The sequence below is a fragment of the Paraburkholderia sp. GAS82 genome (assembly GCF_050436285.1).
GTDB lineage: Bacteria > Pseudomonadota > Gammaproteobacteria > Burkholderiales > Burkholderiaceae > Paraburkholderia > Paraburkholderia phenazinium_B.
In genome coordinates this window covers 353,461-368,567 of record NZ_JBNDLX010000008.1, presented here as the reverse complement: position 1 = coordinate 368,567, position 15,107 = coordinate 353,461, and the positions used below count along the sequence as shown (strand labels likewise).

13 protein-coding genes are annotated in these 15,107 nt (G+C 64.2%); 10 read left to right on the top strand and 3 right to left on the bottom strand.

Going from position 1 to position 15,107, the window contains the following annotated elements:
* The first annotated feature begins 92 nt into the window (after positions 1-92).
* The 6 genes from fba (at position 93) to P3T17_RS25665 (ending at position 5,993) form a co-directional block, all read left to right on the top strand.
* Positions 93-1,157 (top strand): class II fructose-bisphosphate aldolase, encoded by a 1,065-nt coding sequence (gene fba / locus P3T17_RS25690; protein WP_429409329.1) that lies wholly within the window; start codon positions 93-95, stop codon positions 1,155-1,157.
* Positions 1,158-1,289: 132 nt separating this feature from the next.
* Positions 1,290-2,180, top strand: a complete 891-nt coding sequence (locus tag P3T17_RS25685; protein ID WP_074263456.1) for a phosphoribosylaminoimidazolesuccinocarboxamide synthase — start codon at positions 1,290-1,292, stop codon at positions 2,178-2,180.
* A 40-nt stretch (positions 2,181-2,220) separates the two neighbouring features.
* Positions 2,221-2,757: a 5-(carboxyamino)imidazole ribonucleotide mutase gene (gene purE / locus P3T17_RS25680; RefSeq protein WP_429409328.1), complete on the top strand. Its 537-nt coding sequence runs from the start codon at positions 2,221-2,223 to the stop codon at positions 2,755-2,757.
* Between the two features lie 160 nt (positions 2,758-2,917).
* Complete coding sequence (locus P3T17_RS25675) at positions 2,918-4,114, top strand: 5-(carboxyamino)imidazole ribonucleotide synthase (protein ID WP_429409327.1); 1,197 nt, start codon at positions 2,918-2,920, stop codon at positions 4,112-4,114.
* Positions 4,115-4,126: 12 nt separating this feature from the next.
* Positions 4,127-5,284, top strand: coding sequence for an L-threonylcarbamoyladenylate synthase (locus P3T17_RS25670; RefSeq protein WP_429409326.1), 1,158 nt, complete (start codon positions 4,127-4,129; stop codon positions 5,282-5,284).
* Between the two features lie 127 nt (positions 5,285-5,411).
* The gene (locus tag P3T17_RS25665) at positions 5,412-5,993 is read left to right on the top strand and encodes a nucleotidyltransferase domain-containing protein (protein ID WP_074263459.1); all 582 of its coding nucleotides are present in this window, start codon (positions 5,412-5,414) and stop codon (positions 5,991-5,993) included.
* 167 nt (positions 5,994-6,160) lie between these two features.
* On the opposite strand, the gene P3T17_RS25660 is transcribed toward P3T17_RS25665, so the two are convergent.
* The 3 genes from P3T17_RS25660 to dacB form a co-directional block, all read right to left on the bottom strand.
* Positions 6,161-7,399, bottom strand: a complete 1,239-nt coding sequence (locus tag P3T17_RS25660; protein ID WP_429409325.1) for an SGNH/GDSL hydrolase family protein — start codon at positions 7,397-7,399, stop codon at positions 6,161-6,163.
* 85 nt (positions 7,400-7,484) lie between these two features.
* Entirely contained in the window at positions 7,485-8,441 is a 957-nt protein-coding gene (locus P3T17_RS25655) for a sterol desaturase family protein (protein ID WP_429409324.1), read from the bottom strand.
* Positions 8,442-8,636: 195 nt separating this feature from the next.
* Positions 8,637-10,343 carry a D-alanyl-D-alanine carboxypeptidase/D-alanyl-D-alanine endopeptidase gene (dacB, locus tag P3T17_RS25650; protein WP_429409323.1) on the bottom strand — a complete coding sequence of 569 codons (1,707 nt, stop codon included), beginning with the start codon at positions 10,341-10,343 and terminating at the stop codon, positions 8,637-8,639.
* A 324-nt stretch (positions 10,344-10,667) separates the two neighbouring features.
* On the opposite strand from dacB, the gene P3T17_RS25645 reads away from it, so the two are divergent.
* From P3T17_RS25645 to P3T17_RS25630, 4 genes are all read left to right on the top strand, one after another.
* On the top strand, positions 10,668-11,330 hold the full coding sequence (locus tag P3T17_RS25645) for a response regulator (RefSeq protein WP_074263462.1): 663 nt from the start codon (positions 10,668-10,670) through the stop codon (positions 11,328-11,330).
* Between the two features lie 4 nt (positions 11,331-11,334).
* Positions 11,335-12,636: an ATP-binding protein gene (locus P3T17_RS25640; protein WP_429409322.1), complete on the top strand. Its 1,302-nt coding sequence runs from the start codon at positions 11,335-11,337 to the stop codon at positions 12,634-12,636.
* Between the two features lie 129 nt (positions 12,637-12,765).
* Positions 12,766-14,292, top strand: coding sequence for a DegQ family serine endoprotease (locus P3T17_RS25635; RefSeq protein WP_074263464.1), 1,527 nt, complete (start codon positions 12,766-12,768; stop codon positions 14,290-14,292).
* 209 nt (positions 14,293-14,501) lie between these two features.
* Positions 14,502-14,999 (top strand): carboxypeptidase regulatory-like domain-containing protein, encoded by a 498-nt coding sequence (locus tag P3T17_RS25630; protein WP_429409321.1) that lies wholly within the window; start codon positions 14,502-14,504, stop codon positions 14,997-14,999.
* Positions 15,000-15,107 lie beyond the last annotated feature (108 nt).

The window sequence follows — 15,107 nt, the reverse complement described above, 5'->3', positions numbered from 1 at the left end:
TGCTGCGCAAGGGTAGGCGATTTGCTTCGCGATAAAATTGGTAAAAATTAGATGCCGACGGCACAGGATTCGTTTCAACTTAGGAGTAGTGCATGCCTCTCGTATCAATGCGTCAACTGCTGGACCATGCCGCCGAAAACGGCTATGGACTTCCGGCATTCAACGTAAACAATCTGGAGCAGGTGCAGGCCATCATGGCGGCGGCGGATCAGATCAACGCCCCGGTGATCATGCAGGCCTCGGCCGGCGCGCGGAAATATGCGGGCGAACCGTTCCTGCGCCATCTGATCGAAGCGGCCATCGAGTCGTATCCGCATATTCCGGTCGTGATGCACCAGGATCACGGGCAGTCGCCGGCAGTGTGCATGGCGGCAATTCGCAGCGGCTTTACCAGCGTGATGATGGACGGCTCGCTCGAAGCGGACGGTAAAACGGTCGCTTCGTATGAGTACAACGTGGACGTGTCGCGCAAGGTGGTGGAAGCGGCGCATTCGATTGGCGTGACGGTGGAAGCGGAGCTCGGCGTGCTCGGTTCGCTGGAAACCATGAAGGGCGACAAGGAAGACGGCCACGGCGCGGAAGGCACGATGACGCGCGAGCAACTGCTGACGGACCCGGAGCAGGCCGCCGACTTCGTCAAACTCACGCAATGCGACGCGCTGGCAATCGCCATCGGCACATCGCACGGTGCGTACAAGTTCAGCAAGAAGCCCTCGGGCGACATCCTGTCCATTCAACGCATCAAGGAAATTCACCGGCGTGTTCCGAACACCCACCTGGTGATGCATGGTTCGTCATCGGTGCCGCAGGAACTGCTCGCGGAAATCCGCGAATTCGGCGGTGACATGAAGGAAACGTACGGCGTGCCGGTCGAAGAAATTCAGGAAGGTATCAAGCACGGCGTGCGCAAGGTTAATATCGATACTGACCTGCGTCTGGCAATCACCGGTGCGATCCGTCGCTACATGGCGGAGAATCCGGGCAAGTTCGACCCGCGCGATTACCTGAAGCCGGCGCGCGAAGCGGCCAAGAAGGTTTGCCTGGAGCGTTTCGTCGCCTTTGGCGCCGAAGGGCAGGCTGGCAAGATCAAGCCGGTTTCGCTTGATAAAATTGCGGAGAAGTACAAGTCGGGCGGCCTCGCACAGGTCGGCCACTAAGCTGGCAGTACAGCATGGGCCTGGCCATCCGGCCAGGTTGCGGTCCGCCTCGCCGTTCCCGCATCATAGGGGGAACGGCGTTTCCCTTTTGTTCCGGTCTCATTTTTGCCTCACTTTTAGCGAACTACGACGATGTCTACCCTCTACGAATCCACGCTCCGCTCGCTGCCGCTGCTCGGCCGAGGCAAGGTCCGCGACAACTATGCGGTGGGCAACGACCAGTTGCTGATCGTGACTACCGACCGTCTGTCGGCGTTTGACGTCATCATGGGCGAGCCGATTCCGAACAAGGGTCGCGTGCTGAACCAGATGGCCAACTTCTGGTTCGACAAGCTCAAGCACATCGTGCCGAATCACCTCAGCGGCGTCGCGCCGGAGTCTGTGGTCGCGGCGGACGAAGCCGAACAGGTGAAGGGCCGCGCCGTGGTAGTGAAGCGCCTCGAGCCGATCCTCGTCGAAGCAGTGGTACGCGGTTACCTGGCTGGCAGCGGCTGGAAGGACTACCAGGCCACGGGTGCGGTATGCGGCGTCGAACTGCCGCCGGGTCTGCAAAATGCGGAAAAGCTGCCTGAGCCGATCTTCACGCCGGCAGCCAAGGCCGAAATGGGCCACCACGACGAGAACATCACGTACAACGAGATGGAACGCCGCATCGGCACCGAACTGTCGGCCACGATCCGCGACATCTCGATCAAGCTATATAAGGAAGCGGCGGATTACGCGGCGACCCGCGGCATCATCATTGCCGACACGAAGTTCGAATTCGGTCTGGATAATCACGGCAAGCTGTATCTGATGGACGAAGCGCTGACCGCCGATTCGTCGCGCTTCTGGCCGGCGGACGAATACCAGGTGGGCACCAATCCGCCGTCGTTCGACAAGCAGTTCGTGCGCGACTGGCTGGAAACGCAGTCGTGGAAGAAAGAGCCGCCGGCGCCGAAGCTGCCGGACGAGGTCGTCGCGAAGACCGCCGCGAAGTACCAGGAAGCGCTCGAGCGCCTGACCGGGCAGACGCTCGCTTAACGCCGCGCCTGCAGCCAAGGAAGATGAGGAAGTTTTACAGATGAGCCAAGTCCAGACTGCCCAGGCAGCACAAACTGCCCATACGCATGCTGCGCCGCTCGTCGGCGTGCTGATGGGGTCCAGTTCCGACTGGGAAATCATGAAGCACGCCGTTGCGATCCTGCAGGAATTCGGCGTACCGTACGAAGCAAAGGTCGTGTCCGCGCACCGCATGCCCGACGAGATGTTCGAGTATGCAGAAAAGGCGCGCGAGCGCGGCCTGCGCGCAATCATTGCGGGTGCCGGCGGCGCCGCGCATCTGCCCGGCATGCTGGCCGCCAAGACGACGGTGCCGGTGCTTGGCGTGCCGGTGGCGAGCAAGTATCTGAAGGGCGTCGATTCGCTGCATTCGATCGTGCAGATGCCTAAGGGCGTGCCGGTTGCGACGTTTGCGATTGGCGAAGCAGGCGCGGCGAATGCTGCGTTGTTCGCGGTGTCGATTCTGAGCGTCACGTCGACTGAATACGCGAACGCGCTGGCCGCGTTCCGTGTGCGCCAGAACGAAGCCGCGCACGCGATGGTGTTGCCCGCGCTGTAAGCGCGGTTTGATGCGCCGAAGTTTGTCCGCTAAGTCCGCCTGTTAAGTTTGCACAATGAGCTGGCCCGATTGATTCGACTGATCCGATCGGCCTGATGTCCATTGCCTGACCCCCGGTGTGGCGCACATTCATGTGCGCCGGCCGTGACCGACCACTGAGATGAATCCAGACAACACACCGGTTTCACCGATCATGCCCGGCGCCTGGCTTGGCATGGTAGGTGGCGGCCAGCTCGGCCGCATGTTCTGCTTTGCCGCCCAGGCGATGGGCTATCGCGTCGCCGTGCTCGATCCGGACGAAGCAAGTCCGGCAGGCGCTGTGGCGGACCGCCATCTGCGTGCCGCCTACGACGACGAAGCCTCGCTCACCGAACTCGCGCGCCTGTGCGCAGCGGTTTCGACGGAGTTCGAGAACGTGCCTTCAGCGAGCCTCGATTTTCTCGCGCGCACCACCTTTGTCAGCCCGGCTGGCCGATGTGTAGCAGTGGCGCAGGACCGTATCGCCGAGAAGCGCTTTATTGCCGAGTCGGGCGTTGCTGTGGCGCCGCACGTGGTGATCGAATCGTCGCAGGCGCTCGCCGCGCTCAAGGACGCCGCGCTCGATGCGGTGCTGCCCGGCATTCTGAAAACTGCCCGCCTCGGCTATGACGGCAAGGGGCAGGTGAGTGTGCGCAACGCCGAGGAAGTGCGCGAGGCGCATGCGTCGCTCGGCGGCGTTCCGTGTGTGCTGGAGAAGCGCCTGCCGTTGAAGTTCGAAGTGTCGGCGCTGATTGCGCGCGGCGCCCAGGGCACCTCGGTGGTTTATCCGCTCGCACAGAACACCCACCGCGACGGCGTGCTGTCGCACACCGTCGTGCCCGCGCCGGATGCCAGTTCGGCGCTCGTCAGCCAGGCACAACAGGCCGCGCTGCAGATTGCCGACAGGCTTGGATATATCGGCGTGCTGTGTGTCGAGTTCTTCATTCTGGAAGACGGCTCGATGGTGGCCAACGAAATGGCGCCGCGTCCGCACAATTCCGGCCACTACACCGTCGATGCCTGCGCGACCAGCCAGTTCGAACAGCAGGTGCGCGCCATGACCGGCATGCCGCTCGGCGACACGCGCCAGCACTCGCCGGCGGTGATGCTGAATATCCTCGGCGATATCTGGTTTCCGGACGGCGGCAAGCGTGCTGCCGTCACGCCGCCGTGGCACGAAGTGGCTGCGATGCCGGCCGCGCGTCTGCATCTGTACGGCAAGGAGGAGGCGCGTCCTGGCCGCAAGATGGGTCACGTGAACTTCACCGCCGCGACGCTCGACGAAGCCCGCACAGCGGCGCGCGATTGCGCGCGGCTGCTGCACATCCTGAAGGGCTGACGCGCTCGGATCATGCCGGATCAAGATAAACCTGCTGAGGGTGCTGCCAAGGCTGCTGCTGGCAGGACTGGCGCGGCGGCGAAAGCCGCTGAAGCGGCAAGTGCTGCGGGCGCTGTCGAAGGCGCTGAAGCTGTTCAGCCAGCTGGCGGTACCCCGACTGGCCCGGTTGTGAGTCCCGCGGAAATCACACACGCTGCGGCGCTGCTTGACGCAGGCGAGCTCGTCGCGTTTCCCACTGAGACCGTTTATGGCCTCGGCGGCGACGCCCAGAGTTCTGACGCCGTTGCGCGCATCTACGCGGCGAAAGGGCGGCCGGCGAATCATCCGGTGATCGTGCATCTCGCGCCGCATGGTGACCCGGGATATTGGGTCGAGCAACTGCCGCCGGAAGCGCTGCGCCTCATCGACGCTTTCTGGCCCGGCCCGCTCACCCTGATTCTCAAGCGCGCCGCGCATATCCCCGCTGCCGTGAGCGGCGGACAGGACTCGGTGGGTTTGCGTTGTCCCTCGCATCCGGTGGCGCAGGCGCTTCTCGAAGCGTTCAGCGCGCTACGTGGCGGTCACGGCGGCGTGGCTGCGCCGTCGGCTAACCGCTTCGGTCATGTGAGCCCGACTACCGCGCAGCACGTGCGCGACGAGTTTGGCGGCAGCATTCATGTGCTAGATGGAGGCTCGTCGGATGTCGGCATCGAGTCGACCATTCTCGATTTGTCGCGTGGGTTCCCCGCACTGCTGCGCCCGGGACGCGTGACGCCGCAGGATATCGCCGAAGTGCTCGGCGAAGCGCCGCGTCTGCCCGATGGCTCGGATGCGACGGCGCCGCGTGCCTCAGGCACGCTCAAGGCGCATTACGCGCCGCGCACACCGCTTGCGCTGCTGCCGTTCGAAGCGCTGGAACCTCTGCTGGCCGCACGTGAGGCGAACGAACGCGTGGCGCTCGTGGCTCGCGTGTCGCGCGCCAGCCGCTGGGCCGAGGCTGAAGGCGTCCACTTCATCGCGGCGCCCGAGGATCCCCACGTGTACGCGCGTGAACTCTACGGCTTGTTGCGTGCACTCGATCGCGCGAACGTCACGCGCATCCTGATCGAAAAGCTCCCCGATACGATCGAATGGATCGCGGTGAACGACCGGCTCGGCCGAGCCGCTGCGGCGTTCGAAGCGCAGGGATAAGCGACACAACAGGAGTAGGAACTGGGAGTCGTACCGCCCAGAAGTCTCCGCAGTGAAGATGCGGTCAGATGCCAGATGCTGGCATACTCATGCCAAGAATTGGTATTGACCACACCAAGGGAGACGCATGAGCATCGCCGATTTCATGTTCACGCCGCGCGAGCAGCGAGTACTGTCGTTGGTCCTTTCGGCCCCCGAGCGGACCTTTAATCTCGCGGAACTGATGTCCCGTTCAGGCGCCGGCAGCGGCGCCGGTCAACATACGGTGCGCCGTCTCTGGGAGGCGGGCGTGCTGCGCGAATCGCGACTGGGCAACCAGCGTCTGTTCCAGGCGAACACGGAGTTTCCGCTTTACCCGGAGTTGCGCAGCATCTGCGCTAAGTCGTTCGGTCTGGCCGGCATGCTGCGTGAGGCCCTGGCGCCGCTCACGGAGGAGATCGACGAAGCCTTCGTGTTCGGAGCGGTGGCACGGGGGACGGATACGGCGGGGAGCGTTATCGATCTGATGGTGGTCGGGCGAGTGAGTCTGGACGATCTGCTCGATCATCTGGCGCCGCTCGATGCGCAACTCGGGCGTTCGGTGCATGCCAACCTGCACCATCCGGCCGAATGGGCTGTACTGTCGCGGGACGATACGGTGGTCCGCGCAATCCTCGATTCGCCCACCATCAGGATCGTTCCGGACGACACGCCAAGACTGGCCGGATGAGCGCCGGCAACGCCACGACGCCACGGCGTTTCGCTTTCAGGCCACGCGCCAGGATCCAGACGCGCTCAAAGAATAAAAAGGCCCGGCTTAACCCAGCCGGGCCTTCCACCATCAAACAGGTAAAACGGCGGATCAGATCACCTCGATCCACCGTCACCCGTCCCGCCTTACTTACCCAATCCCGTTGCCGCAATCTGCTGCTCGACGAACTGCGCGAACAGTGCGTGCGAGTGCGTGCTCGGGTGGACCGTATCGGCGAAGACATAAGTCTGGTCGGCCCCCGCTACCGTGTAGGTCGCCGGCGAGCAGAACAGCGACGAGGCGAACTGCGAGCCATACTCGGCCGGAGTCAGACCGTTCAGGACAGCCGGATTCGCCGTGGCGTACTTGGTGGCGTTGGCCGCCATCGCCGTCAGGTTACACGCCGTGCCGGTATTGGTCGTGGTGAAGCCCAGCGACTGGGCGTTCGGCAGCAGGACGGTATCGAGCCACGTGAACGCATCGGCGACGATGACCGTGTGCGCTGCGATCTGCGTCGCGAGCGCCTGCTCGACGATGCCGTTAAAGGCGGCGCTGATGCCGGTCAGCAACGCGGCCGAGCCCGCTGCCTGGGCGTTCGCTGCGACGCCGAGAGGCGTCTGGCCGATGTCGGGCACGGTCATCAGCACGACGTGTGTCGCGCCGTTAGCGATGATGGTCTGGATCTGCGTCGCGAGCGCGACGGCGGCCGCTGCGACCTGGGTGCTGTTCGTCTGCAGGTAGCTGGCGATGAACTCCACCTGACCCGCCTGCGTGTTCGGCAGCAGGCCGGCCGCGACGGCAGCCGGGTACTGCGTCTGCAGCGCGGTGCCGAGCGCCGTCAGATTGGCCGTGGTCGCGAACTGGAAGATGTCGTTCGCGCCGCCGTCCACCAGCACGAGCTGGCTCGAATTGAAGCTCGTATGTGCGCTCAGGTATTGCGACACCTGAGTCGTGACCGGCACGGTCGTCGCGGCCAGGTTGTCCGGCGCCCAGCCTTCGCCTTCGGCGATGACGACGTCCGACCCGCCCTGCGCATAGCCATAGCCGCCGGCTGCCACCAGCGGCTGGCCGAAGCCGCCCAGGTAAGCCGCGGTCAGCGTGCCGCCATAGTATTGGGCGATCAGTTGCGTCCACACCTGACCCGGATTGGTCGTGAAGCGGCCGCCGCCAAAGTCTGCTGCGATGACCGGCGCGTACGTGCCCACGTCCGACAGGCTGTCGCCGAACGACACGACCTGCAATTTGACGCCGCCTGCCGGCGTGCTGCTGCTCGGACTGCTGCTACTGCCGCCGCCGCAGGCTGCCAGCATGACGAAGGCTGCGCTGGCGATCGCGACTTGCGACAGGCGCAACAGACCGCGATGTTTGGTTCCCTGTTGTTTCATGTTGATTTCATCTCCTCGTATGTGTGTGGCCTTTTTTGCCATGTGATGCAGGCGGCGCCCACCGCGTCGGCGGCGTGGCGACAGCTTACAGAATCTTTCCCGGTCTGCGTGGCGTTTGAAACGCCGCCGGGTTGTTTGCCGATGCATTGACGCATTCGTCCGGATGGCGCCCAGCGGTCTGCGAGTCGCGCGACGCGTGATACGCGGCAGCCCACGCGGGCGGCGCGAACAGCGCGCTCAGCTTGTTGCGCCAGCCCTGCACCTGCAGGAAATCGGCACCCATCGACGCCCATTCGTGAAACGTCGCCTTTAGCGGGTTATAGGTGTGAAGCGGCTCGACGATGCCGTAGACCGGTGCATCGTGGGCATCTTCTTCCACATAGCTGCCGAACAGCCGGTCCCAGATGACGAGCACGCCGGCGTAATTGCGATCGATGTAGCGGTCGTTGCGCGCGTGGTGTACGCGATGAATCGACGGCGTGTTCAACACGTATTCGAGCCAGCCGAGTTTGCCGATCGCCTGGGTGTGCACGAAAAACTGAAAGCCGAGATTGATCAGGACGATGGCGACGATCTGCTTCGGCGGAAAGCCCAGTACTGCGAGCGGAATCCAGAACACCCACATGCCGGCGATGGGGTACATCAGGCTCTGGCGGAAGGCAGTGGAAAAATTCATTCGCTCCGACGAGTGATGCACGACATGTGCGGCCCACAGCCAGCGCACCCGGTGGCTGCAGCGGTGAAACACGTAGTAGAGCAGGTCCTGTGCAACGAACAGGACGACGAACGATAGCCATCCCGCGCGCCATGTGTAGACGCGAAAATGGTCGAAGCAATACGCATAAATGGGGATGATCGCGAGCCACGCGAGCTTGTCGGCGGCCTGCTGCAGCAACGCAAGTGCGGCGTTGCAAAGCGTGTCGCGCCAGCTATAGAGGCGTGCTGCGGGGCGCGTGCGATGCAGGTGCCACGCCTCCCAGCCGATGCATGCAAGGAAGACGGGCGCCATGGCGAGCAGCAGCAATTCGGCATCGAATTGCATGGGCGTCTTCCTCCTGGGTCCCTGGCCGCTGCGAATGCCGCAGCAGGCGTTGTCGTTATCGTCTGATTCCGCAACGCCGCCCTGGGTGGCGCGCGGTTGGCGCGCGCCTGTATGGATGTCACGCGCGCTTCAAACACTGCCCGCAAGCGTACACGCTCTGGGGCCTGCCGCGCATGGCTTCGCTAGAAGGAATCCTCAATGCTGGTTGCCCTTGTGCGGGTTTTTCCTGGGCTTGCTGCGCGGTTCTTCCGCGACTTCCTGCATCGGTTGCGACGGTCCCTGGTAGACCCATTCGAGCAGGGCATCGTGCGCGGCTCGCGCAGCTTCCGAGTGTGGGTCGTTGATGATGCTGACGACGATATAACTGACACCGTCGGCGGAGGCCACGTAGCCCGCGATGGCGCGCACGTCGCGCAACGTGCCGGTCTTGATGTGCGCGTTGCCGCCGACCGGTTGCGAGGTGAGGCGGTTGCGCATCGTGCCGTCGACGCCGGCCACCGGCAGCGAATCGACGAACACCTGGGCGACCGGGCTCGCGTTGGCCGCCTGCAACAGATCCGCCAGCGAGAGCGCCGTGATGTGCTCGTCGCGCGACAGGCCCGAGCCGTTGTCGAGCGAGAGGTACTCCATGTCGAGGCCGTTTTTCTGCAGGAACGCTTCGATTGCACGCGCGGATTTTTCCGGCGTCGCCGGCGGTTTGCTGGTGACCGCGCCGATCGTCAGGAACAGGTTGCGCGCCATCGTGTTGTTGCTGAACTTGTTGATGTCGTGAACGATGTCCGACAGCATCGGCCCCTCGTGAGTGGCGATCAGGCGTGCTTCGACCGGTACAGGGCCTTCGCGCGTCGCGCCGGTGAAGGTGCCGCCGTTCTGCTCCCATAGCGCGAGGAAACCGCCGGCGAAGAACGCCGAGTGGTCGAGCATCGCCACGTTCAGTGTGCGTGGGCCGCAGCGCACGGGGTATTCGCCGATGAACGATGCGCTCACCGTGCCGTTCGGCTGCGGCGTCACCTCGGGCGTGGGCAGTTCGCCGCGGCACGGGCCGCCGGTGGCGTGCAACTGGTTGTCGATCTGAAGTTGCGCGAGCGCGGGTATGACGTCGATGGCCACGCTGCCATCAGGCGACGGCGTCAGCGTGAACGACAGCGACTTGAAAGCGTACAGCAGAGGATCGGGGCCGACGTTGTACGGAGCCGTGACATCGTCGTCGAACGGTGGCAGGTCGCGCGTCGAAGCGTCGAAAAAACGCTTGTCGAGCACCAGCGCGCCGTCGATCCCGTTGATGCCGGCCTTGCGGATTTTCTGCACGAGGTCGATCAGTTCTTCCGGCACGAGCTTCGGGTCGCCGGTGCCCTGGATGTAGAGATTGCCGTGCAGGATGCCGTTGGCGTCGAGCGTGCCGTCTGCGTAGGCGCTGGTGCGCCAGCGGTAATCGGGGCCCAGGATCGACAGGCCGGAGTAGGTCGTGACGAGCTTCATCGTCGAGGCGGGCATCATCGGCTTGCCCGCGTTGAGCGCGACGATGGGCGTGCGATCGCCGACTTTCTCGACCACCACGCTGATATTGGACAACGGCACGTGGGCGCGTGCGAGGTCAGTCATGACGACGGGCGGCAGCACCGTACTGACGCTGACAGTAGGGTGCTTGGCTTTGATGCGGGCTTGCGCCGGCGCGGCGCAGGCAAGCGCCGCACACGCCATCAGCAGGGCGACCGCGCCCATTGGGGCACGCCGCGCCGGGTTGCGCCGTGCTGCTCGCGTTGGGGCGACACCTTGCGCGGTAACGGTACCGTGTGGGATCGCGTCAGAGCATGTGGACGGTGCAGCAGTAACGAATGAGACCGACGAAGCAGCGCATGGCGCGAGGCGGCGGACGAGAAAAGACAGAAAGGCGTGCGTCATGAACGGGCGAAAAACCAAAGAGTCACGTGCTGAAGCACGGCGCTCGGCGCGCTGTACTCATGTAGGGCATACAAGGGGTCTAACGGCCGCGCGCAGCAAAACTTCATCGTCATGCGCGCGTTTGTTTTCCCTTGTGCGAGTCGCCATGTGGCCCCTTGTTTTCAGGGCCCGATGGCGCGCTGCGCAAAAGCGCTCATTGTAGAGACATGCCGCGCTGGTGAGGTGAAATTGCGCCATACCTGCAGCAATCCGCGGGGGCGAGGCGCACGAGGCCGGGACGGGCGCTAGAATGCGGCATCATGAGTGTTTCGGAATCGTAGAGTCATGCGCATATTGCTAGTCGAAGACGACCGGATGATTGCCGAGGGCGTGCGCAAAGCGTTACGTGGCGAAGGCTTTGCTGTCGACTGGGTGGAAGACGGCGAGGCGGCGCTCAGCGCGGCCGGCGGTGAACCTTACGATCTGGTGCTGCTCGATCTCGGGCTGCCCAAGCGCGACGGCCTCGACGTGCTGCGTGCATTGCGCGCACGCGGTCATACGCTGCCGGTGCTGATCGTGACGGCGCGTGACGCCGTGGCCGATCGCGTCAAAGGACTCGACGCGGGTGCCGACGATTACCTCGTCAAACCTTTCGATCTCGACGAACTCGGCGCCCGCATGCGCGCGCTGATTCGGCGTCAGTCGGGCCGCAGCGATTCGACCATCCGCCACGGCACGCTCACGCTCGATCCCGCTTCGCACCAGGTAACGCTGGCCGGCACGCCGGTCGCGCTTTCCGCGCGCGAATTTGCGCTGCTCGAAGCGCTGATTGCGCGGCCCGGCGCGGTGCTCTCGAAGAGCCAGCTCGAAGAAAAAATGTATGGCTGGGGTGAGGAAATCGGCAGCAATACCGTCGAGGTGTACATCCACGCGCTGCGCAAGAAGCTCGGCGCCGACCTGATCCGCAACGTGCGAGGCCTCGGCTACATGATCGCGAAGGACGCCTGAGCCGATGCGTTCCATTCGTCGTCAATTGCTGTTCTGGCTGCTTGCCATCGTGTTGCTCGGCGTCGGCATCGCCGGCTGGCTGATCTACCGTCAGGCGCTCGCCGAAGCCAACGAACTGTTCGATTACCAGTTGCAGGAGATTGCCGAAGCGCTGCCGTCCGAGCCCTTCTCGCAGGTGCTCGGCTCGCGCGATACCGGCGACGAAGGCATCGTGCTGCAGATCTGGAATCGCAACGGGGCGTTGATGTACTACTCGCGGCCGCGCGCGCCGCTCGCGCCGCGCGCCGAACTCGGCTTTTCAACCGAGCGCACCGACCGCGGCGACTGGCGCGTGTACGGCGCGATCGTCGGCGATAACGTCGTGCAACTGGCCCAGCCGGTGTCGGTGCGCAACCGCCTTGCTGCGAACGTGGCGTTACGCACGCTATGGCCGTTGATCGTACTGCTGCCGTTGCTGGGGTTGGCGGTGTGGATGGTGGTCGGGCGCGGACTCAGGCCGCTGCGCCGGGTAACCGGGGCGCTCGACACACGCCATCCGGAAGCGCTCGATCCGCTGCCCGACAGCCGCCTGCCGCTCGAAGTGCAGCCGCTGGTGCGCGCGCTCAATGGCCTGCTGCAGCGTCTCGCCACAGCGCTCGACACACAGAAGGCGTTCGTTGCCGATGCCGCGCACGAACTGCGCACACCGCTCGCCGCGGTGCAGATCCAGACACAACTCGTTGCGCGCGCGACCGACGACGCCACGCGCAGTGAAGCGCTCGCCGATCTGCAGGCAGGCGTCACGCGAGCGACGCGTCTCGCCGAACAGTTGCTGGCGTTGGCGCGTTCGGAACCGGACGGGCACACCCAGACCCAGGCGATCGATCTGCACGCGTTGCTCGAAGACTGCGTGATGGCCTACGCGCCGCTCGCGCAGCAACGTGGTGTCGATCTCGGCATTGAGTCGAGCGAGGCTGCTAGCGTGACTGGCAATGCGGACGCGCTGCGGGTGATGTTCAATAACCTGGTGGACAACGCAACCAAATACACACCGCGCGGCGGCAGGGTGGATGTGAGCCTGACCATTGAGGCGGGGCATCCGGTCGTGCGCATTGGCGACAGCGGACCGGGCATTCCGCCCGCCGAGCGCGAGCGTGTGTTCGACCGCTTCTATCGTGCCGGGGCGAGCGCCGATCGCGCCCGCACGGATGTCTCCGGTAGTGGACTGGGGCTGGCGATCGTGCGGCGCATCGCGCTTCAGCATGACGCGAGCGTGACCCTGGGCGAAGCACCGGCCGGTGGCCTCGAAGTGAGCGTGCGGTTCTGACGGGGAAAGTGCGTCGCGTGGTGGAAAGCTGGCTGTTTTGCCGAAGTTCCCCTGCTTAAGACTCTTTTAAGCGATAGCACGTACGCTTCATCCCATTCCCAAAGCCTTCCTCCCTGTCAGGAGCTCACGATGAATGCGAAAACCCTGTCCCGCAGTGCTGTTGCCGTGGCCGTTGTCGTCGCGCTGTCCGCCGGTTATGTGGCTGGCCACCGCGATCTGCCCGCGCCGCAGGTTATCGCGCCGGCGCAGGCCGCCGCGATGATGCCTGCCGAAGCTGCGGCAAAAACCGGCATCCCCGATTTCTCCGGCCTCGTCGAGACCTATGGTCCCGCTGTCGTCAACATCAGCGCGAAGCATGTCGTCAAGCAGACCGCTCTGCGCAGCGGCGGCGACAATGGCGAAAACGGCGGCAACGCCCAGCAACTGCCGATCGATCCTAGCGATCCGTTCTACCAGTTCTACAAACGCTTCTTTGGCGGCATGCCTGGCATGCAGGGCGGAGACGGCGGCGGCGATCAAGGCGACCAGCCGAGTGCGAGTCTCGGTTCAGGATTTATCGTCAGCAGCGACGGCTACATCCTGACCAATGCGCACGTGGTCGATGGCGCGAACGTCGTGACCGTGAAGCTGACCGACAAGCGCGAGTTCCGCGCCAAGGTGGTGGGTGCCGACAAGCAATCCGACGTGGCCGTGCTGAAGATCGATGCGAGCAATCTGCCGATCGTGAAGATCGGCGACCCGAGCCAGAGCAAGGTCGGCCAGTGGGTGGTGGCAATCGGCTCGCCCTATGGCTTCGACAACACGGTGACCTCGGGCATCATCAGCGCGAAGTCGCGCTCGCTGCCGAACGAAAACTACACTCCGTTCATCCAGACCGACGTGCCGGTGAACCCCGGCAACTCGGGTGGCCCGCTGTTCAACCTGCAAGGCGAGGTCATCGGTATCAATTCGATGATCTACTCGCAAACGGGCGGCTTCCAGGGACTGTCATTCGCGATTCCGATCAACGAAGCGATCAAGGTCAAGGACGATCTCGTCAAGACGGGTCACGTAAGCCGTGGGCGCCTCGGTGTTGCCGTGCAAGGCATGAACCAGACGCTGGCCAACTCGTTCGGCTTGACCAAGCCGAACGGCGCGCTCGTGAGCTCGGTGGACCCGGGCGGCCCGGCCGCCAAAGCCGGCTTGCAACCCGGCGACGTGATCACGGCGGTGAACGGTTCGCCGGTGGCCGATTCGACCGATTTGCCCTCGCAGGTGGCAAGCCTCGCACCGGGCAGTTCGGCGACCATCACGGTGTGGCGCGACAAGACGAGCAAGGACATCAAGGTGACGCTCGGTTCGATGTCGGATACCAAGGTCGCGAAGAACGACAATGCGCCTGAGCAGGTTCAGGGCCGTCTCGGGGTCGCGGTGCGGCCGCTTACGCCGGACGAAAAGAGTAACGCTTCGGTGTCGCACGGCTTGCTGGTGCAGCAGTCGGGCGGCGCGGCCGAGAACGCCGGGATCCAGCCGGGCGACGTGATTCTGGCGGTGAACGGCCGTCCGGTGACGAGCGTCGACCAGTTGAAGCAGATGATCTCGCAGGCGGGCAACAGCATCGCCCTCCTGATCCAGCGTGATAACGCGCAGATTTTTGTGCCGGTGGACCTCGGTTGACGTAAAACTTGCCGGTCCGTTTGCATAAACTGCCCACGGACCGGCGCCTTGTACGGGCAGCGCGCCCGCCTTTTGCCGCGACAGTAGTCTCAACGCGGGCCAGCAGGTTGGATGTTGGTGGGAAAAGTGGTCTGGGACTCAGGCGGGCACGGCAGTTGCAGTTGTCTGTCGGGGGTAGACCCACCAGGACTCTAACAAGGAGCGATGCAATGAAATTTCAAGGCAATCAGCGACGTCTCGTGGCGGTGGCGCTAACCGCGGCGCTGACGCTAGGTCTCGCGGGTGGCGCCTGGGCGCAGCAGTCGAACGACACGACCGGCGGCACCACCAGCGAGAGCGATAGCGCTGGCAACGTCAACGGCGGCGGCATGCCGCAGATCCAGCATCAGGGCGGCGTGGCCTACGTATCGGGCGGCGTCGGCAGCGACGAGTCGAAGGCGCTCCAGGGTGCCGAAAGCCACTGGCCGCTGGCGCTGCGCTTTACCGGCCCGGGCTCCGACTTCCTCGCCGACGTGCACGTGCAGATCGTCGACGCACACGGCGCGGATGTGCTGCAGGCCGATTCGCGCGGTCCCTATATGCTCGTGAGGTTGCGTCCGGGCCGTTATACGGTGCACGCGCGCTACAAGAGCGACGATCAGCAAAAGGCAGTGACGGTGCCCGCCCAGGGCGGCACCAAGTCGGCCTTCTACTGGAATACGCAGTAACACGGGCCGAATTCGCCGGCCGCGCGAAGGTTGCGCAATTGGCCGAAGATTGGCCGATAATGAAGCCACGGGTGCTCCCCGTGGCTTTTTTCATTCTGAAAGCCGCCG

Bases quoted from the DNA above. Each gene is read 5' to 3' on its own strand.
- fba (WP_429409329.1), top strand. From the start codon at position 93: ATGCCTCTCGTATCAATGCGTCAACTGCTGGACCATGCCGCCGAAAAC.
- P3T17_RS25660 (WP_429409325.1), bottom strand. From the start codon at position 7,399: ATGAAACAACAGGGAACCAAACATCGCGGTCTGTTGCGCCTGTCGCAA.
- P3T17_RS25665 (WP_074263459.1), top strand. From the start codon at position 5,412: ATGAGCATCGCCGATTTCATGTTCACGCCGCGCGAGCAGCGAGTACTG.
- P3T17_RS25645 (WP_074263462.1), top strand. From the start codon at position 10,668: ATGCGCATATTGCTAGTCGAAGACGACCGGATGATTGCCGAGGGCGTG.
- P3T17_RS25640 (WP_429409322.1), top strand. From the start codon at position 11,335: ATGCGTTCCATTCGTCGTCAATTGCTGTTCTGGCTGCTTGCCATCGTG.
- P3T17_RS25635 (WP_074263464.1), top strand. From the start codon at position 12,766: ATGAATGCGAAAACCCTGTCCCGCAGTGCTGTTGCCGTGGCCGTTGTC.
- dacB (WP_429409323.1), bottom strand. From the start codon at position 10,343: ATGACGCACGCCTTTCTGTCTTTTCTCGTCCGCCGCCTCGCGCCATGC.
- P3T17_RS25675 (WP_429409327.1), top strand. From the start codon at position 2,918: ATGAATCCAGACAACACACCGGTTTCACCGATCATGCCCGGCGCCTGG.
- P3T17_RS25685 (WP_074263456.1), top strand. From the start codon at position 1,290: ATGTCTACCCTCTACGAATCCACGCTCCGCTCGCTGCCGCTGCTCGGC.
- P3T17_RS25655 (WP_429409324.1), bottom strand. From the start codon at position 8,441: ATGCAATTCGATGCCGAATTGCTGCTGCTCGCCATGGCGCCCGTCTTC.
- P3T17_RS25670 (WP_429409326.1), top strand. From the start codon at position 4,127: ATGCCGGATCAAGATAAACCTGCTGAGGGTGCTGCCAAGGCTGCTGCT.
- P3T17_RS25630 (WP_429409321.1), top strand. From the start codon at position 14,502: ATGAAATTTCAAGGCAATCAGCGACGTCTCGTGGCGGTGGCGCTAACC.
- purE (WP_429409328.1), top strand. From the start codon at position 2,221: ATGAGCCAAGTCCAGACTGCCCAGGCAGCACAAACTGCCCATACGCAT.